At 32.4% G+C, this 22,633-nt stretch carries 24 protein-coding genes; 7 read left to right on the top strand and 17 right to left on the bottom strand.

The window, feature by feature from the left end:
* Positions 1 to 235, top strand: a 235-nt coding sequence (locus ACWVCY_RS10755) for a hypothetical protein (RefSeq protein WP_455142826.1), incomplete at its 5' end; no start/stop codon positions are given.
* A gap of 105 nt (positions 236 to 340) precedes the next feature.
* On the opposite strand, the gene ACWVCY_RS10750 is transcribed toward ACWVCY_RS10755, so the two are convergent.
* The 9 genes from ACWVCY_RS10750 to ACWVCY_RS10710 all read right to left on the bottom strand — a co-directional run bounded on the left by ACWVCY_RS10750 (position 341) and on the right by ACWVCY_RS10710 (position 7,299).
* Positions 341 to 1,657, bottom strand: coding sequence for an ABC transporter permease (locus ACWVCY_RS10750; RefSeq protein ID WP_455142825.1), 1,317 nt, complete (start codon positions 1,655 to 1,657; stop codon positions 341 to 343).
* 5 nt (positions 1,658 to 1,662) lie between these two features.
* Entirely contained in the window at positions 1,663 to 2,475 is an 813-nt protein-coding gene (locus ACWVCY_RS10745; RefSeq protein ID WP_455142824.1) for an ABC transporter ATP-binding protein, read from the bottom strand.
* A 114-nt stretch (positions 2,476 to 2,589) separates the two neighbouring features.
* On the bottom strand, positions 2,590 to 3,231 hold the full coding sequence (locus ACWVCY_RS10740; RefSeq protein WP_455142823.1) for a PH domain-containing protein: 642 nt from the start codon (positions 3,229 to 3,231) through the stop codon (positions 2,590 to 2,592).
* Positions 3,232 to 3,235: 4 nt separating this feature from the next.
* On the bottom strand, positions 3,236 to 3,916 hold the full coding sequence (locus tag ACWVCY_RS10735; protein ID WP_455142822.1) for a PH domain-containing protein: 681 nt from the start codon (positions 3,914 to 3,916) through the stop codon (positions 3,236 to 3,238).
* On the bottom strand, positions 3,906 to 4,454 hold the full coding sequence (locus ACWVCY_RS10730; protein ID WP_455142821.1) for a hypothetical protein: 549 nt from the start codon (positions 4,452 to 4,454) through the stop codon (positions 3,906 to 3,908). The genes ACWVCY_RS10735 and ACWVCY_RS10730 overlap by 11 nt, the downstream gene beginning before the upstream one ends.
* A 168-nt stretch (positions 4,455 to 4,622) precedes the next feature.
* Positions 4,623 to 5,105, bottom strand: coding sequence for a prolyl-tRNA synthetase associated domain-containing protein (locus tag ACWVCY_RS10725; RefSeq protein WP_455142820.1), 483 nt, complete (start codon positions 5,103 to 5,105; stop codon positions 4,623 to 4,625).
* Positions 5,106 to 5,138: 33 nt separating this feature from the next.
* Complete coding sequence (locus ACWVCY_RS10720; protein WP_455142819.1) at positions 5,139 to 5,618, bottom strand: PaaI family thioesterase; 480 nt, start codon at positions 5,616 to 5,618, stop codon at positions 5,139 to 5,141.
* A 50-nt stretch (positions 5,619 to 5,668) separates the two neighbouring features.
* The gene (locus ACWVCY_RS10715; protein ID WP_455142818.1) at positions 5,669 to 6,124 is read right to left on the bottom strand and encodes a hypothetical protein; all 456 of its coding nucleotides are present in this window, start codon (positions 6,122 to 6,124) and stop codon (positions 5,669 to 5,671) included.
* A 56-nt stretch (positions 6,125 to 6,180) separates the two neighbouring features.
* A complete protein-coding gene (locus ACWVCY_RS10710; RefSeq protein ID WP_455142817.1) occupies positions 6,181 to 7,299 on the bottom strand; it encodes a hypothetical protein in 1,119 nt (372 codons plus the stop codon).
* Positions 7,300 to 7,550: 251 nt separating this feature from the next.
* On the opposite strand from ACWVCY_RS10710, the gene ACWVCY_RS10705 reads away from it, so the two are divergent.
* Positions 7,551 to 8,507, top strand: a complete 957-nt coding sequence (locus tag ACWVCY_RS10705) for a PLP-dependent cysteine synthase family protein (protein WP_455142816.1) — start codon at positions 7,551 to 7,553, stop codon at positions 8,505 to 8,507.
* Between the two features lie 16 nt (positions 8,508 to 8,523).
* Here the strand turns inward: ACWVCY_RS10705 and fumC are convergent, their stop codons facing one another.
* Positions 8,524 to 9,909, bottom strand: coding sequence for a class II fumarate hydratase (gene fumC, locus ACWVCY_RS10700; RefSeq protein ID WP_455142815.1), 1,386 nt, complete (start codon positions 9,907 to 9,909; stop codon positions 8,524 to 8,526).
* Between the two features lie 168 nt (positions 9,910 to 10,077).
* Positions 10,078 to 10,491 (bottom strand): HIT family protein, encoded by a 414-nt coding sequence (locus tag ACWVCY_RS10695; protein ID WP_455142814.1) that lies wholly within the window; start codon positions 10,489 to 10,491, stop codon positions 10,078 to 10,080.
* A gap of 269 nt (positions 10,492 to 10,760) precedes the next feature.
* Between ACWVCY_RS10695 and ACWVCY_RS10690 the strand changes: the two genes are divergently transcribed.
* Positions 10,761 to 11,603, top strand: a complete 843-nt coding sequence (locus ACWVCY_RS10690) for a DMT family transporter (protein ID WP_455142813.1) — start codon at positions 10,761 to 10,763, stop codon at positions 11,601 to 11,603.
* A 1-nt stretch (position 11,604) separates the two neighbouring features.
* On the opposite strand, the gene ACWVCY_RS10685 is transcribed toward ACWVCY_RS10690, so the two are convergent.
* Positions 11,605 to 12,282: a CDP-alcohol phosphatidyltransferase family protein gene (locus ACWVCY_RS10685; protein WP_455142812.1), complete on the bottom strand. Its 678-nt coding sequence runs from the start codon at positions 12,280 to 12,282 to the stop codon at positions 11,605 to 11,607.
* A gap of 232 nt (positions 12,283 to 12,514) precedes the next feature.
* Between ACWVCY_RS10685 and mutM the strand changes: the two genes are divergently transcribed.
* Positions 12,515 to 13,378 carry a bifunctional DNA-formamidopyrimidine glycosylase/DNA-(apurinic or apyrimidinic site) lyase gene (mutM, locus tag ACWVCY_RS10680; protein WP_455142811.1) on the top strand — a complete coding sequence of 288 codons (864 nt, stop codon included), beginning with the start codon at positions 12,515 to 12,517 and terminating at the stop codon, positions 13,376 to 13,378.
* 17 nt (positions 13,379 to 13,395) lie between these two features.
* Here the strand turns inward: mutM and ACWVCY_RS10675 are convergent, their stop codons facing one another.
* Together ACWVCY_RS10675 and ACWVCY_RS10670 are read right to left on the bottom strand one after the other, a co-directional pair.
* Entirely contained in the window at positions 13,396 to 14,619 is a 1,224-nt protein-coding gene (locus ACWVCY_RS10675; protein ID WP_455142810.1) for a M24 family metallopeptidase, read from the bottom strand.
* Positions 14,620 to 14,736: 117 nt separating this feature from the next.
* The gene (locus ACWVCY_RS10670) at positions 14,737 to 16,299 is read right to left on the bottom strand and encodes a hypothetical protein (protein WP_455142809.1); all 1,563 of its coding nucleotides are present in this window, start codon (positions 16,297 to 16,299) and stop codon (positions 14,737 to 14,739) included.
* Positions 16,300 to 16,862: 563 nt separating this feature from the next.
* Here ACWVCY_RS10670 and ACWVCY_RS10665 point away from each other — a divergent pair.
* Complete coding sequence (locus ACWVCY_RS10665) at positions 16,863 to 17,480, top strand: hypothetical protein (RefSeq protein WP_455142808.1); 618 nt, start codon at positions 16,863 to 16,865, stop codon at positions 17,478 to 17,480.
* Positions 17,481 to 17,508: 28 nt separating this feature from the next.
* Here ACWVCY_RS10665 and ACWVCY_RS10660 read toward each other — a convergent pair whose 3' ends face one another.
* On the bottom strand, positions 17,509 to 18,501 hold the full coding sequence (locus tag ACWVCY_RS10660) for an AEC family transporter (protein ID WP_455142807.1): 993 nt from the start codon (positions 18,499 to 18,501) through the stop codon (positions 17,509 to 17,511).
* 36 nt (positions 18,502 to 18,537) lie between these two features.
* Entirely contained in the window at positions 18,538 to 19,242 is a 705-nt protein-coding gene (ribA, locus tag ACWVCY_RS10655) for a GTP cyclohydrolase II (RefSeq protein WP_455142806.1), read from the bottom strand.
* Positions 19,243 to 19,417: 175 nt separating this feature from the next.
* Here ribA and ACWVCY_RS10650 point away from each other — a divergent pair, with 175 nt between their 5' ends.
* Positions 19,418 to 21,196, top strand: a complete 1,779-nt coding sequence (locus ACWVCY_RS10650) for a glutamate--tRNA ligase (RefSeq protein ID WP_455142805.1) — start codon at positions 19,418 to 19,420, stop codon at positions 21,194 to 21,196.
* Between the two features lie 109 nt (positions 21,197 to 21,305).
* Here ACWVCY_RS10650 and ACWVCY_RS10645 read toward each other — a convergent pair whose 3' ends face one another.
* Positions 21,306 to 22,061 (bottom strand): GTP-binding protein, encoded by a 756-nt coding sequence (locus tag ACWVCY_RS10645; RefSeq protein ID WP_455142804.1) that lies wholly within the window; start codon positions 22,059 to 22,061, stop codon positions 21,306 to 21,308.
* Positions 22,062 to 22,444: 383 nt separating this feature from the next.
* On the opposite strand from ACWVCY_RS10645, the gene ACWVCY_RS10640 reads away from it, so the two are divergent.
* Positions 22,445 to 22,633: hypothetical protein (locus ACWVCY_RS10640; RefSeq protein ID WP_455142803.1), on the top strand; the 189-nt coding region annotated here is incomplete at its 3' end.

Genomic DNA, 22,633 nt, shown 5'->3' with positions numbered 1-22,633 from the left:
TGTTCCTGTGGAAAGAAAAATTGGACCTGGAAAACAAGTTGAAGACGCAGAAATTCAAGACTTAATTGCTAAAATAACTAAATATAAAGATAAAATCGACCTTGAAGTCAAGGAGGATAAAGATTGGTTTGATCTATATCAATCCCAACAAACAAAATATCGGAATGGAGAGCTAGATTCATTGAAATTCTCTTATACTGCAAGGCGTTTCTTAAATTATTTAAAGGAAAAATAGATTGGCTTTTCTTTTTTCTATTTGCATTATAAATTTTAAAACTATGCCTCAATTATTAATTCTATTTTATATTCATGAATAATGGAAAAAAGAAAATAGTGTTTGTTAGGTTAAGATATTTTCCCGTTCAAACACTTTTGAAGCAATAAACAAACAGATGATGATTACAAGACCAATATATCCAACATGTAAAAGGATATCTGTTGGAATGCTTCCTGTTAGAGTAGAAGATGCATAAGTTTGCGGATAAAGTCCTTTACTTAAAAGAGCCAAGCTATGAGCCCATGGAATTATATAAAGAAATATACCTGCACCACCAAAAGCATCTTCAGGTAAAGCACCAAACATTCCAGTAATACCTACAGCCATGGATGGAACCAACATAATTAAAGTATAAAGAGATTCTGCTGATCGAACATCTTTTGTTAAACTGGCTACTGATATCCCAATACCAATAGATACAAATGCAGAAAGGAACATGGTAATTCCAACTAATAACAATAACCAAATTGAGATATCTATTGAAAACATTGCCGATGTTCCAATATCATTATCAGCAAATTGACTACTCAAAAGCCATGAAAAACCTAAAAGACCTACGAGATTCATCACTGCAAAAACTGTAAGCAAAACCATGCCTGCTAGCACCTTCCCTAGTAGAATATTAAATCGAGAAATCGGTAATGCAAGTAAGGACTCCATTGTTTTCTTTTCACGTTCTCCAGCGAAAGAGGTTGAAACAAATGGGGAAGGAGCCATAACAGCAATAATCACTGATAAAAAACCAATAAATCCAGCTCCAAAAGAACTTGCTGCACCTTCTTCTCCTGGAAAAGTAATAGATTCCTTTGAAATTATTGTGGCTTTATCAACATTAACCATCGTGAAGGGTTCTGAAGAAACTATCATACCTATTGCTGCTTCAAGAAGGGAACTTCCTATCAAACCCCCAGGAAGGCTATATAATTCGACACTAGGAAAAATAGGGTTTACATTAATGTCAAACGCAGTATAAACACTAGTAAAATTGCTAGGAATAATTATTAGAGGAGTAGCTTTACTAGCAGTCTTAGAGTCATGAATAATCGTCATTAATTGGCTATAATTGTAATTAGCATAACGTGTATGGTTTATTATTGCACCATATAGTAAGGATCCATTTGTTTGGGTACTAGTCTGCAAAGCTAATAAAAATTCATTTCCCATATTATCCGTCCCGTTCCCAGTATCATAATTGACAAAATATATTACCTGTCCCTGTTGGGAGGATTCGAGTGACGCTCCAATTAGTACTTGAACTCCTCCTTGTATCCCCCACATCAACATTGGCATCAAGATAAAACTTAGTACAATATATCGTGATCGACTGGCTGATCTTAGTTCTTGCTTAACAAGAGAGAAAATCTGATTTAAAATGCCCATATTTATCACCTACGACTTAAAAGACTCATTAATCCTCTTTTTTTCTTTATTGGTAAAGTTACTTCGGATATAACACCTTCTCCCGTTGTTAATCCGATAAACACATCTTCAATACCAGCTTTCTGGAATTTTTGCTCCAATTCATCAGGTGTTCCTACTGCTGCTAACTTTCCCTTCACCATAATTCCAACCCTATTACAAAGCTCACCAACTTCACTCAGATCATGAGTAGTGAGTATAACCGTTTTATGAAGTTCTTTGGACAACTTCTTAATTAGATTACGTACTGTCCGTGCTCCAAGAATATCAATTCCAGTAGTTGGTTCATCAAGAAATACTAAATCAGGATCCATCACTAAGGCTCGTGCAACCAATACTTTTCGTTTCATACCTCCACTAAATTCTTTAGTGACGTCATTCTCTCTTCCACGAAGCCCAATTAAATCTATAAGTTCTTCAGTTCTCCTTAATGCCTTATCAGAGGGCATACCATACATCTCTCCATAATAAAGTATATTCTCTTTTGCTGTTAGGTTCTCATAGACTTCTGCCTCTTGAGGTAGAAGGCTACTTTTTTTTCGAATTTCCATAATGTCTTTACGAATATCATAGGGTCCAAAACCATCGTACTGAATACGAGCTGTACCCGATGTGGGTTTAATTAAACCAATGAGAAGTCTTATCAGTGTTGTTTTACCTGCTCCATTTGGCCCCAACAATCCAAAGACTTCACCCTTTCTAATATCCAATGTGACATTATCTAAGGCTGTTACTTTCTTATATTTCTTCGTCAGATTTTCGATTTCTACAATATTCATAAAATCGCCTCAAATATTCATTTGGCACATCTTATCGTTTTTTGATCGTTTTTGGTCGTTTAGATCCATAGATCCACAATATTTTATAAGGGAGATTTTTACGGAAAAAAGAGGTTATTTTGACAAAACCTCTTTAATTTCCTTAAGTTCAACTAAAATCGCTTTTAGAAAATTCTCCTCAAGAACTGGTTTTTCTTGAGTGTCTAACTCAGTTGTTGTGGTATATTGACCCTTAAATTTACGAATTTCTTCAAGAATTTCATCACGTATTGTTAAGAAATTCTTGATGCCTTCAATTTTAGCTTCTGGACCAGTTTGTTGTCCTGATTTTCCAGCAGTTTCAATTTCACAAGTACCCAATCTAAATATACGATCAAAAGGTCCATATCGTGAACTAACATTTGTTATTGTTCTAAAAGGAATATGCTTAACCGTCTTATTGAGTACCCCTTTTTTTACGATCACTTCGGAATTTGTTATTTGATATTCAATAGTCATGGTGTAATAAATGCTCACAAAAAGAACAATCACGATAGTTAGGAACATAATAAAGAAATATATCTGTGCTAAATAAATTCCATCACTATTCCACCAGTTTATAAACTCCATATCAGTATCAAACTGTGATGTATAACCAATGAATCCAATTAAAAGGCCTATTCCCATCGTTATTAGTATCATTATTGTTATACATGTTAAAATTATTTTTAATCCAAAAGTAATTTCTGGATAGAACTTTTCATTTTCTCTTTTCATTTGTTTAATCTCCAATATTTCTAAATTTTTCTTTAAGATCTCTTAATTCCATTAAAATTTTTTCTTCTAAAAGCTTATCAGGCTCTAAAATGACTGAGTTACTAACTATACTAGGTCTAAAAGCTTGTAAACGTCGTAGTATGTAATCCCTAATTTCATGATAAAGTATTAATCCTTCTAAAATCTCTTCAGGTTTATTACTTGTACCGGATCGGGCGGCAGTTTCAATGTATACACAACCCATGTCAAAAATTCGATCTAATGGCCCTGCAACAGTTGAAATATTTGTTATTCCACGATAGGGAACGTGTTTAACTGTTTTATTTATAATTCCTTTTTTAACAGTGATAAAATCTCCATGAACAATAAATTCCATTTCATTTACATAATAAGGAAGTAATATTAATGCGATTAATGAACCAAAAACCCCTATTATCCAAATAACGGTAATTATCAGATTTATAATTAATGGATCAGTAGAATCAGGATTACTATCAAATCTAACAAGATAATTAAATACTTGAGGAATAATAAAACTAAAAGTTAATATCCCAATCCAAACCAATAAAATATCTAAGTAATATTTCCATAATAATCGTCGTGAGGGTCTTATTCGTCGAATTTCGGTTGGGGGAGGAAATTTTCCATCTCCACGAATTACTATAACTTTTTCTTTACTTTTCATCATAATCACTCTTTTTCTTTATTTCCTCTACTAGAAGACGAAATTTTGAAAGATTTGCTAGCTTGGCACCACTAGACGGGAGAAATACATTTCTTTCATCAATGATTGAGTTCAATGTCTTTTCACACATTTCGTTGCATCGTGGAGAACATTCATGCTCGTACCATACAATTATACCTTCTTTCTCTGTAAAGAATAGATATACTTTTGTATTATGAACCCAATCAAATCCGAACATTAAACCAGTTCTTCCCGTATCACCAGACACTTGGGAGAGGTCTAAATCTAAACGTAAGCTTTTTGCTATTTTTTGGAATTCATTTTCAAATTTTTTCTTTATCTCTGATTTTACTTTTCTAATATAGTTTTTTTTCTTCTCTAGTTCCTCTTCATTATCCTTCTCTGCAATTTTACCTTTTTTAATTGATTTAGTCGTAATTTCATTTGATAATTCAATCTCAGCAATTTTTTGTATCGAGAATCCATCTCGAAGTAGCTTGTAAATTTCGAGCTGCTTTTTTGAGAGAATCTCGTTCATTTCTTTCAAGACCTCATTACTAATAATCAGTCACGCGCTACCATATAATGGTAATATATATTTTTTTCCATAGAGGTAATTCTGTTTAAAATAAAGTCAAGAATCAAATTCAGGTATTGCACCTATCTTTTTTTCCAAAAAGGCTCATAATAATTAAGTAGAGAATTCCTAAAGTTCTAGAAGAATTTTTGGTACTTTAATTAACTGAATATACTTTTGAAAGTTATCTTGGGTTAATTCAATTGTTTCATAGTTAACATTAGGATGAAAACATACCTTTGGTGCATTCCAAACTTGTTGGTCAATTAAAAATGTAATAATCTTTTGATTATCATGTAGTAAACCAAAAGGGGACACTGATCCAGGTTTCAACTTAAGTACTTTGGATAATTCATCAGGATTTGCAAAAGAAAGCTTTTTTACCCCAATTTGTTTTCTAATCTGACTAATTGGTATAATCTTTGTTGCAGGAAGTGTTAGTAGAAAAAATTTTCCTGACTTAGAATCCTTAAGAAAAAGGTTTTTACAATGCATACCGGGAATATGATAACAATGCTCCCTTGCTTCTTCTACTGTATATACAGGAGAATGCTGATGGAGTATAAATTCAATTTGATTTTGTTTTAGCCAATTTTCTAAAGATTTTTCCATTTATATCCCGATAAATCCTGAAAGAATTTTTACTCAATCATTAGGGATCATGGAATCAGGCACCTGAACTGCAATTACTTCCCCGCGAGCACAAATTTCTCCTTTTCCTGATAAAGTAACGGAAACTACTACTTTTCGACCTTTTATTTCCTTTACAGTTCCTCTAAGTTCTAATATTGTATCAATTGGAGTTGGTTTTAGATAGTCAACATGTAAAGAAGCTGTTACGAAACGTAAGGGAGGATTCGTATCCATTTCTCGATTTTCAAATTTATAGGCTGCTGCAGCTGCTGTTCCTGTCCCATGACAGTCTATTAGGGATGCAATCAAACCTCCATAGACATATCCTTTCAATGCAGTGTAATAATATTTGGGTTGAAAATAGCAAATAGATTCCTCATTATTTTTACTCCAATAGCTTTTAATTTGTAATCCATGCTCATTAAGCCTCCCACAACCATAACAGACACCGAGTTTGTCAGGATAATAATCTTGAAAAGCTTTTTCTGGCATAATTTTTTCCCCAATTTTTCTAAATTTTTTGAATAAGATTTTAAGATTGATTAAAAGGTTCGATAACCCAAAAGATGAGAAACTAAAACTCCAAGTATATCATAAATCCAATCTAAAGGAACATCCATTAACTCCAATATAAATTGATCTCTTAGATTATCTTGAAATATAAAAGTTAATAATTCAAATGGTTCCCATATTAAACCATAAATTCCAAGTGCTAATCCTGCAGAGTAAATCAACTTATTCTTAATAGTAATATTACTCTGATTATTGTCAATTACCCAATAAAAACATCTTACAAGTATGATCGAAGCGAGAAAGTGTTGGCTTTTATCATAGGAAAATATTGAATATTGAAGAGGCTCAAAATCAAGAAACAATTTGTTATAAAAATTTCCTAAGGATATTATTATTAATGTAACAATTGCCAGAAGTAAAACTTTATCTTGATATATTCTTTTCAATAATGAAGCAAACTGTTCATGAAAAGCACTGTTTAGCATTTTTCTCTCAATAGATGCTTACTTGTCTGATAATTATAAATTAATTTATTTCGGATTCATGATAATGATTGGGGAATTTCTTTCTTCTCACGATGGAGCTCAATATAAGCAAGAATTGCACCTATGACCGCACCAATTGAATCCCAAACTAAATCTTTAGGAGCATCTAAGATCTCATCTTCATAATGCCCTAAAACAAGCACTAAATTTGTTATCCATTCATAAATCTCCCAAGCTAAACCCAGACTGATCATAAAAGCAATTGCGATTAAAAGGGCAAATAAAGATGAGGAAGTTGATTCAGCACCAAATTTTTGAAATTGGTTTGTTACTATCATAAAGAGAAGCATGGTAATAGCCATACTTGCAAACATATGCAAAAATTTATCAAACGCAAACCAAGCTTCTAAAGTAGTAAAACCAGTCCCCCATTGGCCTTGTCCATACAGTTCAAAAGGCATGTGACCTATTGCATGAACAAGTGATGTAAAAATTAAAACACCTAAGAATAGTGTCCTTTCCATTGCAAAATTCACAAATTCTTCACCAAACTGTTTCCCAGGACGAAGTCGAACATAAATGATGTACAGATAAATCAGTAGGATTGCAGTATCTTGGATAACGGCAAAAGCTCCATAGGTTGAAAGTGTATGCAATGATTCTACTGGAAAGCCTTCAGGTGCTTTCTGTTGGAGAAAAACTTTCCTAAGAAAATATAAAGGACCTGAAGGGGGATAAGTCAACAAATTAAAGACCCAAAGAATAGCAAATATGAATGTGCAGCCAACAAGAAAAACAAAATTTTTATCTGTTTTGAAAGCACTTGTAAATGCCTCTATGAAACTTGTGTCAAATTTTCGATATATCGGAGCACGAACATAGTTCAATCCACCATAAATTGTAAGCATTAAACCTATTAACACAATTATCCAGCTAAATAAGATACCTAGATCTCCCCAAAAGTTCATTGTGACTTCTAATTCTTTATCTTTAGCCCAAAGGGGTTGCAAATCCACAGGAAGCTTACGTTCAGGAGGGTACCTTAAATCAACGAAAAAATCGGAAATTAATATAGCGATTAATAGTAAAATCAGTCCTAGAGCTAGTATCCTGATATTAGACCTTTCTTTCGAGAATTCCTTCTCTTCTGAAGAGATTTTTTTATGTTGTGCCATAATCGAAATAATCCTACACTTTTAAGTCTTAAAAATCTTGAAATATTAAGAATTTTTTTATTTTTTGACGATATTTGCAGTTCATAGTGATTAATAATTAAACTTTTACAAATTTTCAGTTTGAATTACCAAAAGACATTGTTAGGGTAATTTACACAATAACATTAACATAATTAATATTCCGCTGAACGTAAAGGAGTCTTAAATAAACATAATTAATTGTGGTTTCTTGGAGGATTTAATTATGCTAGGTGATCGTTTTTGTCTATACAAACATACCCGAAATTAAAAGGCATCGACATGCTCCCCAATTACATTTTATAGGAAATACTCCTCTCATTGAATTGACCTATCTTTCTATCTTTTCAGAGTTAGCTGATGTTCGAATCTTCGCAAAGCTTGAAATGATGAATTTAGGAGGGTCTGTTAAAGATCGTCCAGCTCTGTTTATGATCGAAGCAGCTGAAAGTACAGGATTGTTGACAGAGGGTAAAGAAATAATTGAACCTAGTAGTGGAAATACTGGGATTGGATTAGCTTGGATTGGAGGATTGAAAGGATACCAAGTATGTATTATTATGCCTGAGACTGCCAGTCAAGAAAGAATTGATATTATTCGCGGACTAGGAGCTCGCGTTATCTTAACCCCAGGAATTAATGGTACTGATGGTGCAATTCAAAGAGTAAAGGAACTAGTTCAAAAAGAACCAGAGAGATTTGTTTTATTAGATCAGTTTAACAATCAAGCTAATTGGTATGCCCATTATGAAGGAACGGGAAGAGAGATTTGGAAGCAAACAAATGGAACAATTACTCATTTAATTGCTGGAATAGGTTCAGGTGGTACAATTATGGGTACTAGTCGTTATTTAAGGGAAAAAAATCCAAATATAAAGGTTATTGGGGTCCAACCTGCAAAAGATTCGTTTATCCCAGGGCTAAGAAACACTGATGTAGCATTAATAGTTCCAAGTATTTACCAGGAAAAAGAAGTGGATAAAATATTTTATGTGACGGCCAATGAAGCGCAATCAATGACAAAACGGTTAGCTAGAGAAGCTTCATTGCTAGTAGGACCAAGTTCGGGGGCAGCTTTAGTGGGTATCTCAAAATATTGTCTTTTTAATGAAGATTGTATAAAAGGGAATATTGTAACCATCTTCCCGGATAGTGGTGTTAAGTACTTAAGTCAAAGGATAATCCATTAATCCTTTCTTTTTTTAATTATGGATGAGTCATTCTTCTTGGATCAAGAATCTTATCCAATTCCTTTTCTTTGAAAAGATTTTCTTCTAATATTATTTCTTTTAGTGTTTTATTTTGTAAATAAGCTTTATGAGCAATTTCTGCTGCTTTGTCATATCCAATTATAGGAGTTAACCCCGTTACGAGCATTAAATTTTGTTCAAGGTCATGCTGAATTTTTAAGTGATTTACCTTTAGACCGTCTATACATCGATTAGCAAAACTAACAGCTACATCTCCTAATAGTTGAATTGATTGAAGCAAATTATAAATCATGACTGGTTTGAATACATTTAATTCAAAATTCCCTTGAGAACCAGCGATGCTTATTGTTGTATCATTTCCAATAATATGTACAGCCACTTGAGTCACAGCTTCAGCCTGAGTAGGATTTATTTTTCCTGGCATGATACTACTTCCAGGTTCATTATTAGGTAAAATTAATTCTCCTAATCCTGTCCGAGGGCCAGAACCTAACCAACGTAAATCATTTGCAATCTTCATAAGGCTTATTGCTACTATTTTTACAGCACTACTAGCTTCAACAATAGCATCATGAGCTGCTATTCCTTCAAATTTATTTTTACTTGACTTAAACGGTAATTGTGTTATTTGATTTATTCTATGTGCCACCCTTGTAGCAAATTCAGGATGTGAATTAAGTCCAGTTCCAACAGCTGTTCCTCCTATCGCTAAATCAAATAAATGTGGTAATGTATTATTTATCCGAGAAATCCCATTTTCAATTTGGGTAATATAGCCAGAAAATACCTGTCCAAAAGTAACTGGGGTAGCATCTTGGAGATGAGTTCGTCCTGTCTTCACTATATCCTTAAATTCTTCTTGTTTATGCTTTAATGCCATTAAAAAATGATTTAATGAAGGTAAAAGGTGATAATGTATTTTTTCAACTGTAGAGATATGCATAGCCGTTGGAAAAACATCATTCGATGACTGAGAACGATTTACATGGTCATTGGGGTGAATTTTCTTTGATCCTATTTTTGCTCCTAGAATTTCACTAGCACGATTAGCGATCACTTCATTGACATTCATATTAGTTTGAGTTCCACTCCCTGTTTGCCAAATAACTAAAGGGAATTCAGAATTAAATTTCCCTTCAATTACTTCCTTACTTGCTAGGACAATTGCTTTTGAAATACTAGGAGTAATTAGTCCTAGATCTTGATTAACACCAGCACATGCTAATTTTATAATTCCCATTGCTCTTATAAATTCAGGTGGAAACCTTTCATTTCCGATTGGGAAATTTTCAATAGATCTTTGAGTTTGAGCACCCCAATATCTCTCTATGGGTACAAATAATTCTCCTAAACTATCAGTTTCCTTTCTATATTTGCTCAAATTCTCAACCTCTGTATTTTTTTCTTCTTTTCAATTTTACCTTAAGTTGTAAATATATCCTTTCAAAACTTTTCTACTTTATCTCCCCACCTAATGAGAAATAAAAGAAATTTTGAACTATATATATCTTATAAAGACCCATCAAGGATGATAAGTCGAATTATTTCTTTAATGATTTTCTAAAGATTGTTTTAATTCGGTTAGTACTTCTTCTTCAATATCTAATGTTTTCCTTATAACCTGAAGCTTTATGTCATCCTTAAACCATCTTGGAATCACGTGAAAATGAAGATGATCCACTTCCTGCCAAGCAGCTTTCTCATTAGTATTGAAAATATTCATCCCGTCACATTTTAATATTTTTTTCAATGAAGCTGCGACTTTTTGAACTGTTTTCGCAACTGCAGCTATATCTTCTTCAGAAATGTGATAAATCTCTGCAACATGGTTACGGGGAATTACTAAAGTATGTCCATGGTTTAATGGGGCAATATCGAGAAATGCTATGGTTTTATCATCTTCATAAATTCGAATGGCTGGTTCCCTTCCATGAATGATGTCACAAAAAATACAATCAACCACTGCATTACTTCCTTTTTTATAAATTATTATTGTTTTATTTGAATCTAGTATAAGTATTTTCCTCTAATTAAATCTAATCAGGAAGAATTCCTGTGAAATCTATGTTTAAAGCTATTTAAGATTCAAAAAGTCAATTTATTAAAATATTCTTTGAATAACTTTTTATAAAGAGCATTTTAATTCATTACCAATACTGATACAACTTCTCATGGATAATTAGAACCATTTATAGGGAAATTCCTGAAATTTTAGGTTTGAAAGGAAAGCCATTGATAATCCCAATTATTATAGCAATAGCAGGTTCCTGCATTCTCAACCTTGGTTTCTTCCTTCAAAAGCAACAGGCTTCTCAATTACCCTCATTCCTTCCAATTAAACCCATATATTTCTTTAAAAGACTTTTTACTTATAAAACTTGGATTTTAGGGACATTTTGTACATTTATAGGCTGGATTCTCTATTTTTTAGCAATTGCGGTAGCTCCCATTTCAGTAGTAGCTCCAGTTCAAAACATCGGAATTATATTTCTCGCATTTTTAGCCATAATATTGTTGAATGAATCTTTTCGATTTTTGGAGTTGATAGGTCTCGGACTTACACTTTTTGGTCTTATAAATATTTCATTTGAATCAAAGTCAATTACATTAACAAATAATTTGTATGATGGAAGTAATATGTTAATTTATTTATCTTTTATAATCCTATTTGTATTTTTACTGCTTATTAGCCAAAATTTTTGGTTCCCAGATAAATCAGGAATTCTTCTAGGTTTAATATCGGGGATTTCGGCTGGAATAGGATCAATATTTACAAAATTATTTACTATACAAGTAGGATTTTCGTTTGAAGCTTGGTTATTTCTTGGAATATTTATTTTATGCCAATTAATCTCGTTCTTTACTTTACAAACTGGATTTCAAAGAGAAAGAGCAATAGTTGTAGTCCCAATTTTTTTTAGTTTTTCAACTTTAATACCAACGATTGCTGGATTAATTTCATTCTATGAGACAATTTCATTAATACAATGGGTAGGGATTCTTTTAATTATAATAGGTACATCAACATTTTTTAAATTTAGTAATATTGAAAATACAAAGTGTAAAATTCCATAATCTACCGAGTTTTTGAATTGGAATCGGTTATGGATTCTTTTGGTCTAAGGAAAATAATCTCGAAAAAGGTCCAAAAAACACTGATAATTATTCCAACAGTGAATAAAAAAATAAACCAATCTAACATATCAAAAATTAAAAAAATCCACGTTACATAATAATTTCCATGTGATACAACCTGTGGTTCCTTATAGATTTGTGTATTATAAGAAGCCATTGAATTTACCCATAAATGTCCAGCCATCATTATAAATAGAAGAAACCAAACATTAAAGGTGAAGAGATCATTGTTTAAAATTGATAAAGTACAAAGTCCTTCGTTATCTTTAATATAAAACCCTAATGCTATAAAAAAAGGAATACCTTTTCCATCTTCTAGAACGCTATCTAACCAGTGTCCTTTCTTACTTGTTATACCTTTTAATCGTGCAAGTTGCCCATCAACACAATCGAAAAGAGCTGAAAGCCAAAAGCATAATCCTACAAGAAATAAAAGAACTCTTCGAATAATAAATTCTTCTTGGAAGTCAGCACTAAATAAAATCAAAGATCCAAGGATTGTTAATAAGTAACCTGTAATGGTTACACGATTTGGAGTGATGAAAGAAAATTTACTGAAGAATTTTGCAGTAGGGGTTGCAAAAGTCCGCATAAAGCGGATAGTAATATCCTCTTTCATAAATTGAAATTTCTCATCTTTATCTTTGTTTTCTTTTGAAAATTTTGTAAAAAATCGTTGTATTGACAGCTGTACTTCACCTTGAAAAGCATTTTAACCATTTCAATAATTTTAGGGTTAATTTATATTTTTAACCAATAACACATTGATTCTTAGATTGTTTATGTGTTTCTATGGTAAATATAAAATAATTCTTATATAATTAATAAGTTGAGGAGGATAACGAACCAATATGCCCGAAGGACCCGAAGTCGAAACAGTTCGAAGGGAATTGTTACCTCTACTTAACCAAAAAATCAAGAAGATTTCTTTAACTCCACTTTCTCAAAAATACTCAAAATACCAAGGAGAAGAATCTAGGTTCAATCAATTTTCTGGTGCAATCTTAACAAAGATACACCGTTTTGGTAAATTTCTTATTTGGGCTTTCCAAAATCCCATAGAACCAGTTATTTTAAATCATCTTGGAATGTCAGGAAAATGGTGTTTAATTTCAAACAAAGAAGATTACTTGAATTATGTAACTCATCCCAAAGTAGTAATTGAAACAGAAGGTTCTTACGTTGCAGTATTCGATGATATTAGAAATTTTGGGCAATTCAGGATTTTTCCTTCATTTAGTCTCCTTAAAAAATATCCTCCGATAAAGAGTTTGGGAATTGATGGTTTAGAAGACCCTTTTCCTCTAGAAGAATTTTTAGAAAAATTAGCACATCCTAGACAACAGGAAAAAATAATAGGAGAGTTGTTATTGGATCAAAAATTAGTAGCAGGTGTGGGGAACATCTATAAATCAGAATCATTATATTTAGCACGTATTCATCCATCTCGAGTAGTAAAAACGTTACAAGAGGAGGAAAGGAAAAGGTTAGGAGAATCTATCAGTATAATATTACATAAAGCTCTCTCAAATGGAGGAAGTACTATTAATAATACACCTTATAGTCGACCTTCAAGAGTTGAAGGAGAAGCTCAATATTGGCACTCGGTGTATAATAGAGAAGGCCAAGAATGTAAAGAATGCAATGTTACAATCGAAAGAATCGTTCAGAAAGATAGAAGCACCTATTATTGCCCTAAATGTCAGGAATTCTAATACAATTATTAAATGGTCTAGTGGCTATTGATATAGATATAATCTGTTTGTCTTGGAACAAGGAACTTAACAGAATTTTCATCAACAACAACCATTTCCTCTAAAGAGATATATCCATAATTCCTCGTTTTTACGTGAAGTTCTAATGTGAATATATTTCCTTTCTCTATTAACCCATAGGGAGTGTTCCCATAGCGTTCCCATAATGGTCCTAAAATTGTCCCTCCGTCGTGGGCATTAATACCAACTTGATGTCCTAAAGCATGAGGAAATTCTGCATAACCTTGTGAAATTACATATTCTCTTACGATCTGATCTATCAAATAACCTGCGACTCCAGGTTTCATTTTTTCAGCTGCTAAAGATATTGCATTATAGACTGTATCAAAACCATGTCGTAATTCCAATGGTAATTCGGAGGGGGTTCCAAAGAACCACATACGCTGCAAATCAGAACAATAACCAGTTAATTTAACCCCAAAATCGTTATGAAGGGTATGACCATGCTTTACAAAATTATCTGATGAGGGACCTATATGACCTATCTGTTTATCTGGACCTGCATCAATTGAAGGACAAGAGCTCTTCTGCCACGCATTTTTGACATTATATCGTTCCATCTCATGGTAAAAAAGATTTTGGATTTCAGACTCTGAAAGATTCGCTTTTAATTGACTTGTTATGTTTTGATTAATCTTCTCAGTAAGTTTACAGGCTTCTAAAATTAATTGAATCTCAGTTTTAGATTTTATTCCTTTTAATGATTGAATAAGAGGCGCAGCAGAACAAAATTTTTCCTGGAGATGATTTAAGATTTTTTTAATTTTCAAGAACATACCATAAGTAAGTCCATCAGCAATCACATCATTTATAGAAAAGTTTAATGCTATCGTTTGAGGATTTAAATCATCAATAACCTCTCTCAAAGGTTTACTGATCCCTTCTGTATATCCTATTACTTCACTCCAAATACTTTTTTCTTTAAAAGCTGCTACGTCAAAATTACCAACAATAGCAATTTTTCTGAATAATTTTTGAGATGTTGCGAAAATAAACACTGACTCCCAAACTGCCTCTCCCCCAACAATTAGGTCAAAAATTGGATCTTTAGTAATCATTGTTTCTCTTACAAAAACTATCCAGCAATCAATTTGATTTTTTTGCATTATCTGAGGAATAAGTAAGTGTTTTTCTTTGATTATTTGATATTGTAACTTTTCAGGAAGCTCTGAAGATGCCATATAAATTCACCAAGAACAATAAAAATTCCCTAATCTGATTTTAAGTGTCATATTAAAAGTATTTTACCAAAAAATAGAAAAAAAGAGTTAATTATTGTAACTCTTTTTTAAAAAACTTTAGTGTCTACAATTTTTCCGTATTGGTTGGTACATTGGTACATATAGATAAGGAACAAAATCTTTCGGATCAGGACGCCAACGGCCGATTATTGCCTCTACTTCTGTACCTTCAACGAATAAATTGTCGTTTGGATTGTAATTAAAACCACGAACAGCTTTTTGATCAAACATTACCCAATAAGGATTTTCAGGGTACGAATTATTCTTTCTCTTGGGATTAAAAGTCTTTACAGATTTGATAATGCCTTGTTTTGGTAATTTAACTCGCTCTAATTTTTCTCCACATATTCGTTTGCCATCACTTTTGTCAATTTGGATTCCACGTAAACAACGACCTTCTAATTCAGAAAATTTCTCTGGGGGATTGAAATCAGGAAAATTAGATTTGGTCCATGAGTCCCCAAAATAGACTGCTCCACACTTAGGACAACCTTGAATCTCATAGAATTCCCTACCTAATGGTTTTAATTCTAAAATAGCAATATTCCTTGCGGCTATCTCCATCGAATCTCGAAATCTGAAGTAATCCTTTACAGTGATTTTTTGTTTAGTTTTAATTTGTTCCTCAACCGTTGGTACATTACAATTTGATATTTCTGTTCCATCAGTTCTCATTTTTATTGTAACAACATCCGATCCAGCACCTGAACCATAGAAAACAGCCATAATTTCCTCATTAGTATTACCTGATTCCATTGCTGCGCATATTGCTGTCGGTACAGTGGCTGAATATCCATTAGCAATTTGAGGGGCTAGATTAGACACCTTAACATTGGCTTTTATTCCTAACATATTCCCATTTTCATCAAAGACTTTTTCTGCAAGAGGTACATTATAATAGGAGCTTATATCAAGCAAGGCCTCATTTGGAAAACTTCCATTTGGAGAATGAATCGCCCATGTTTTATTAGGAAGACTATCTGGTTTAATATCATTAAACCGTTCTAAATGCTTTTTCATAGCAGAAAGAATCATTCCTCGAAAGGCGAGGCTAGTTCCTTGCCCTTCATGCGAGGGATAATCATCTCCTTCTTTTCGAATAAAGTCGCTAAAATCATAATTAATTGAAGTTCTTCCTTTAATTTCTGCAATACCAGTATTGTTAGGACCTAAAATTATTGAAGTCGAATAAAACGATGCACTAAATTCTAAATCATCGCCTGGAGCCCCTTGACTCGCATCAGTCGCGCAGATTGCAACATAACAGCATCTTCCTGAATCAATAAGCGCTGAAGCTATATCTAAAAATTCTCCAAAAGGTTTACAGGCAAATTCCCCACGAGATCCAAATTTCAAGTTGGTTGCTCCAACTTTTCCAGCAATTTTTGTGCTTGATCCAACAGCATATGGAAAACTCTCAGAAACTACAAATAAAGCATCAATTTCATGAGCTTGAATACCTGCTCTTTGTATTGCATTATTTAATGATTGAACCCCTGCTGTTAAAGCGTCTTCGTTAGGCCCAGGAACTACCTTTTCACGGAGTAATAATCGCTGATTATATACCCACTGGATAGATTTGAGTGATTTTTTCCGGAAACGATCCACAGAATTTTTCAATCGTTTTAGCGCTATCTTATAATTTAATTGGGAAAGTGAGTGATATTCACTGACAAGCTCGTCAACATCTAGTCTATTAGCTGGAATAAAAGACGCTATTGATTTTATGTCTGCGATAAAGCATCACCTACGGTATAGTTCTATATACTTCAGAATTTGATAGAAATAATAATTCTTAAAAAAGCTTTACCCATGTTTTACCTATGGTTAACTCTAGATTAGTATAATATATCAAGTTGGATTTCTAATGATCCAATTTTCTACTTAATGTTTAAATAGGTGATTTCAGCAAGTGTGCAGTGATTAATCAATTGTATATCAAATGAAATTTATTTCTCGCTCCAATATAGAATAAGAGGGATATAGGATATAAATTCTTCTTTTGAAATTTTAAAAGCAGTCAACTATTTCTATTCCAATTCTATTGTGAATTTCGACATTTTTCCTGTAATGCTTTTAAATAAGTTCTTCTTCATGTATACCCTGAATGGGTTAAATCTATAATAGGGGATAAAATATTACACATTTAATTAAAAAAACTGCAAAAAGAGGTATTATATCCTATGAAATCAAATATTAGGTTATATGGTCCACAAATTCCTGCTGCAATTGAAGCATTAGAAAAGCTTACAAATAATATAGCAACAAAAGGAGAACTTCCAATATCACAAGGGGAAATAGTAATTGGAAAGTATGATTTTGCCTTTACTTGGATAGAAGACCCAACACCAAAACCTTTACTCTCATTGATAGAGAAAATTGATGAATCCTTAGAAAACCTTCCCACAAAATATTCTATTACAACAGAAAGTTACTTTACAAGTCGAGAACGACTTTTTAGTGATATGAGGAGAGATATTAAGAATACTATATATTCTTTCATTCGCATTCATGGACCTTCAATAACAAAAGCAATCCGAGCGATAGAAGAGGTGGTTTCTAAGTTAGAGACCACAAATATGTTAGACCCATTAAAATCATCAATCTTAATTGGTGAATTCGATTATGCATTTGAATGGGATCATTTACCAACAGTGAATGAATTAAATGAGGTATTGAAAGCTATAGATGAAAAAGTTGAACCAACAGGAGCTTTTTACACAATTACCACCAAAAGAGCATATCGAAGTGAAAAATCAATTGATGACCATTCTTCAGATAATCTAATGGCTTTTCTCTAGTTTCTAATATAAAAATTCATTTCCTTTATTAAAATGGGAATAACAGTAAGATAATTACAAGTTCTAATGGCAAAATTAATAACGCGAGAAGGGTTAAACTTGTAATTAATTGGCTTATTTTTGCAGCATCAAAATGAAAGAATTGACCATAAAGGATGTTAGAAACAGCTGGAGGAGCCATACTTTGGATAAATAACGGGACTGATACAAGTGGAGGTGCATTTACTAATAATAGAATGATCCCAGCAAATAATGGGGAAATAACAAATCTTGGTATGGAAACTTCAAGAATATCTTTTGAAAAAAGATTCCGAGGAAGCAGCTGTTCGATTTTTTCAAAGGAGAAACCGATTATTAATAAAGATCCATACAAAGATAAATTTTTAATAACCTCAATATTGGGTAAAGTAGAAATAATAGTATGACCATAAATGGAATAAAGTATAAATCCTAAAATTAACGCAATAAAGGGAGGAAATCTGAATGTGTCCACAATTATTTTTCGAACATCTATTTTAAATGAATCATTGGAATTGAATGAAGTATTCACCTTTTTTGATCCATAATAAACACCTAAATATACTCCAAGAGTATTTCGTAAGACTAAAGCTACAAAAACAAATATAGTTGCAGTAAATAATGCAGAAGAACCGATCATTGCTATAATAATCGGAAAAGGAAATAATAACGCATTAGGAAAGGTACTACAGAGTACTCGTGCTCCTATTTCAGATGGAACTAGATTATGTGACATCAAATATATTGTAATATAGCTTATTATGTGAATTAAAATTGTCAGAAATATCACAAAAATTATTGATTGACTTGTAAATGATTCAATTTCACTAAAAGAGGATAATATTATAATGGGAAATAGTATCCAAATAGCAATTGTGGTAAACCATGGTGTAAATTTTTCCTGATAAAGTGGAGAAAATCGCCAAACTATTCCAATAAGTATAAAAAAATAAACCACCACTAAATTTCTTGCAAGGTCAAAGAATGCTTGAATAAAATCCATTTATTCACCAGATCAAAGTCTAATGTTCTAGTAAAATTAATTTGAGCGTTCCTTTGTATGAATTGACAAATAATGTCCAAAACGATTCTTTTTTGCCTGATAATATTCGATATTAAATTGAGATGGGGGAAGTTCAAGTGGTACCCGATCAGATACTTTAATGATATTACCTAGTTGTTTGACCTTTTCTGGATTATTAGTGATTAAACGAATACTTTTAACTCCGAGTTTGTGAAGCATCTCTCCAGCGACTTCATAATCTCTTTGATCAGGCCTAAACCCTAGTACTACATTTGCATCATAGGTATCAAAACCTTCATCTTGTAGAGCATAAGCTCTGAGTTTATTGAGAAGACCTATACCTCTCCCTTCCTGTTGCATATACAATACTATACCCAATTTCTCACTTTCAATCATAGTTAAAGCTGTTCGTAACTGTGGACCGCAATCACAGCGTAAACTTCCTAAAGCATCCCCTGTTAAGCAGGCGGAATGGACTCGTGTTAAGACATTCTCTTGGTTTAATATTTCACCTTTCACAATGGCAATATGTTCTTCATTATCTTTATTATTCACAAACCCAATGATCTTGAAATCTCCATAATGACTTGGAAAATCAGCAATAGCAACAATCATAACGCAAACTGGTAATTCACAGTCCTCACATGATGTATGCTTTTGACAATGACTGAAATTTCTTAAGTCCTGATTGATGATCTCCTCTAAACTTAGTTTTTGCATATTAATTACCTAGAAAAGCAAATGTGTGCCATAAAATATTATAGATTAAATTATTTCAGATCGAATTTATCTATGTAAAAATTTTAATCATTTTACTAAAGTATTTGATACCCTTTTGATATAGGGTTTTTTGTTCTAAAAATTTAAATTTATTCTTATATTTAGGTATAGTAAAATGAACGATGAAGAAATTGTTGAAATACAAACCTTATTAAATGCAGTGAAGTATAATGGAAAAGCTGCTCTGAATTCAACATTAGGTTCTATAATTCAGTTAGATCCGTTACGGTTTAAACCAAAAATTCGTGATATAAAAACTATGGTCGAAAAACAGATTGAATTAGTAAATTCTATGACTCTAGAAGATCAGATTACTAGACTTAAGCAATTGGATCCTTCTTTATTGAAAGAAGAAAAACGTGAAAAGCGAGAAATCCAGATTGAACTACCAAATTTAGAACGATTCAAAGAAGTTGTATTAAGACTAGCACCCTACCCTTCGGGCCCTTTGCATATTGGGAATAGTAGAATGGTAGTATTAAATGATTATCTAGCCAAAAAATACAAAGGTAAGTTATTGCTCGTTTTTGATGACACTATTGGATCAGAAACTAAAATAATTGATTCAAATGCTTATGATTTAATTCCAGAAGGATTAAATTATCTTGGGATTAAAATTAATAACATTTATTATAAATCAGATCGATTAAATCTCTTCTATAAATATGCAAGGGATATAATCCAACGAGGAAAAGCCTATGTTTGTACATGTGAAGGAGTTGAGTGGCGTTCAAGATATAAAAATGAAAAATTAGAATGTCCATGTCGAAATATCTCCACAGATGTTAACTTGGACCGCTGGGAAAAAATGATGGACGGAACGTACCAAGAACGAGCTGCAGTGGTAAGACTTAAGACAGGAATGAATTTACCTGATCCTGCTCTACGGGACCCAGTGATGCTTCGAATTTCTGAACGTGAACATCCTCGAGTTGGAGGAAAGTATCGTGTTTGGCCTTTACTAGAATTTAGTTGGGGGATTGACGATCATGAACTGGGAATCTCACATATTATTCGAGGAAAGGATTTGAGAAAAGAGGGGGATATTGAAAAAATGATTTGGGACATTTATGGTTGGACTAAACCAAGTATTAGTCTGTATGGTAGGATGAGGCTAGTAGATATAAAATTAAGCAAAAGTAATACAGCTCAACTAATAAACAAAGGTATATATGAAAATTGGAAAGACCCACGTACTTGGTCACTACAATCTCTGCAACGGCGTGGAATTGAAGCTGAAGCCTTATACCAAGCATTGTTAGAATTAGGAATGAATCCTGTTGATGTTACTTTCTCACCTCTTCAAATTTATTCAATAAATCGGGCACGCATTGATGCGAAAGTTCATAGATACTTTTTTGTTTACAATCCGGTAATATTAACATTAAAGGACCTTCCTGAACAATATAACGTTGCAAAACCTCTTCTTCATCCTGAATATCCCAAATTAGGAACAAGAACTATCCCATTAGATATAATAAATGGAGAATGTTCTGTTTATATATCAGAGGAAGATATTACATCAAGCTATGAATCATTATTAAGATTAAAGGACTTAGTTAATATTACACTTGAGAGAGAAAAAAGTCTTCCCAAGAAAATAATTGTGAAGGGAAAGAAACAAGCATTTGAGACAAAAAAACTAATTGGACGCTTTCATAGCATTGATGTTCAAAATGCAAGAGAACATCATGCAATTATGGCTCAATGGGTTCCAGTGTCTAATGCTATTCCTGTCAAAATATTGATGACCGATGGAACTTATGTGTTGGGATATGGTGAACCTGATCTTAATAAAACTTTACCAGGACAGGTCATACAATTTGAAAGGTATGCATTTTGCCGGATTGAAAAGATAGGGAAACAAATTCAAGCAATCTGGACTCATCGCTAATTGAATATCTGAATGAAAGGTAAAAAACTTATTGTTAGTTTTTAACAGGAAATATTTAGTTCTTTCCAGTTAGAGTACAAAAGAATCTTTCTTTAATTACAAATCTGTATTAAAGTTGAGATGATTTTTCATGCAATTTAGAAACAATTGTCCGAATAGTATCATCCAATCCTGTTCTAGTTTTCATAGATGTCTCATAAAATTCGTAATTTGGATTATTACCTATTAAATGTCGAACACTTTCCAAACCTATATAACATCCGTGTTTGATTAAATCAACTTTATTGAGTAGAATAATAACTGGAATTGAATTTGTACCGTCTGATGTACGGTATCCCTCATTTCTTGTTAATTCTAAAAAGTAAGATATTTTTTCTATGCTACTCATATTAGTACCATCAGCGAGAATTACAACAACATCTGCCCCTCGCATGGTAATTTGAGGCATAAAGTCGAATCTTTCCTGACCAGCATTATCAAAGAAAACTATTTGATAAATTTCTTCAATATCGTCTCTTAACAATAATTCTTGCACCATTGAGACGGGATGAAATTCTATAGAGTTAAAAAGAGTCCTAACTAAAAGAATTCCGACCGTATTCATTGAAATTGTTGTCGTGGAATCCTTAGTTTTTTCTTTTCCGATACGATACCAAGTATGTGTTGAATCTACTTTATTTTCAGTTTCTGAACGCCTTTTAGTCTCAGTACTTGGGGTAAATAACTCTCCAAGAAGTTGTTTTAAAAATTCTGTTTTTCCAGCACCTGTTGAACCAACAACGTTAATCTTGAATACCCCACGAAAACCATTAGGGAAATTTGCTTTCAAAACACGTGAGACCTTGCTTGAACCCCGAAGTATCATTGAATCTTCTCCAAGAAAACTTTCTATTGATTCTTAGTTATAAGACTAAATTAAAAATAAAAAAGATTAGCTAGACAAATTCTTCGAATTTAAAATTATAATGTTAATTATTGGTAAAAGCAAACCAGATAATTATTGAGAATTGTTTGATTAAAAATTTTTTATGTATTAAGAAAGTACAGAAATAAATGATTTTATCGTCCTGAATGCATTTATAAACACTTAATAAGAATCAGAGGGAGTGACTTTCTTAAATTACTATTTTATACTCAGTATTTATGGTTTCAGAAATTAATATTATTTCTTTAATAATTCCTTTTATATATATGAGATATTATTCTTCTCTATACTAATGTATTAAAATATATGGAATTGCTTTTTTTATGGCACCTACAGGTTTTCATGGATTACTTGGATTAGTTCTTGCAGGTCGAATTGATCAAACACAAAAATTTTTACGTATAGGGCTCGTCTTCGGATCAGTTTTTCCTGATTTAGATTTAATCGGTAGTGTTTTATTTTATATTGTATTAAAAAATAAGGATCTAGCAATCGGTTTTCATCGATCACTT

The organism is Candidatus Hodarchaeum mangrovi, assembly GCF_975850365.1.
Note: the sequence above shows the minus strand (reverse complement) of the source record. Positions and strands in the feature narration are given on the sequence as shown.

Excerpts from the sequence above, each read along its gene's own strand:
- ACWVCY_RS10750 (WP_455142825.1), bottom strand. The coding sequence starts at position 1,657 with ATGGGCATTTTAAATCAGATTTTCTCTCTTGTTAAGCAAGAACTAAGA.
- ACWVCY_RS10745 (WP_455142824.1), bottom strand. The coding sequence starts at position 2,475 with ATGAATATTGTAGAAATCGAAAATCTGACGAAGAAATATAAGAAAGTA.
- ACWVCY_RS10740 (WP_455142823.1), bottom strand. The coding sequence starts at position 3,231 with ATGAAAAGAGAAAATGAAAAGTTCTATCCAGAAATTACTTTTGGATTA.
- ACWVCY_RS10735 (WP_455142822.1), bottom strand. The coding sequence starts at position 3,916 with ATGAAAAGTAAAGAAAAAGTTATAGTAATTCGTGGAGATGGAAAATTT.
- ACWVCY_RS10730 (WP_455142821.1), bottom strand. The coding sequence starts at position 4,454 with ATGAACGAGATTCTCTCAAAAAAGCAGCTCGAAATTTACAAGCTACTT.
- ACWVCY_RS10725 (WP_455142820.1), bottom strand. The coding sequence starts at position 5,105 with ATGGAAAAATCTTTAGAAAATTGGCTAAAACAAAATCAAATTGAATTT.
- ACWVCY_RS10720 (WP_455142819.1), bottom strand. The coding sequence starts at position 5,618 with ATGCCAGAAAAAGCTTTTCAAGATTATTATCCTGACAAACTCGGTGTC.
- ACWVCY_RS10715 (WP_455142818.1), bottom strand. The coding sequence starts at position 6,124 with ATGCTAAACAGTGCTTTTCATGAACAGTTTGCTTCATTATTGAAAAGA.
- ACWVCY_RS10710 (WP_455142817.1), bottom strand. The coding sequence starts at position 7,299 with ATGGCACAACATAAAAAAATCTCTTCAGAAGAGAAGGAATTCTCGAAA.
- ACWVCY_RS10685 (WP_455142812.1), bottom strand. The coding sequence starts at position 12,282 with ATGAAAGAGGATATTACTATCCGCTTTATGCGGACTTTTGCAACCCCT.
- mutM (WP_455142811.1), top strand. The coding sequence starts at position 12,515 with ATGCCCGAAGGACCCGAAGTCGAAACAGTTCGAAGGGAATTGTTACCT.
- ACWVCY_RS10675 (WP_455142810.1), bottom strand. The coding sequence starts at position 14,619 with ATGGCATCTTCAGAGCTTCCTGAAAAGTTACAATATCAAATAATCAAA.
- ACWVCY_RS10665 (WP_455142808.1), top strand. The coding sequence starts at position 16,863 with ATGAAATCAAATATTAGGTTATATGGTCCACAAATTCCTGCTGCAATT.
- ACWVCY_RS10660 (WP_455142807.1), bottom strand. The coding sequence starts at position 18,501 with ATGGATTTTATTCAAGCATTCTTTGACCTTGCAAGAAATTTAGTGGTG.
- ribA (WP_455142806.1), bottom strand. The coding sequence starts at position 19,242 with ATGCAAAAACTAAGTTTAGAGGAGATCATCAATCAGGACTTAAGAAAT.
- ACWVCY_RS10650 (WP_455142805.1), top strand. The coding sequence starts at position 19,418 with ATGAACGATGAAGAAATTGTTGAAATACAAACCTTATTAAATGCAGTG.
- ACWVCY_RS10645 (WP_455142804.1), bottom strand. The coding sequence starts at position 22,061 with ATGATACTTCGGGGTTCAAGCAAGGTCTCACGTGTTTTGAAAGCAAAT.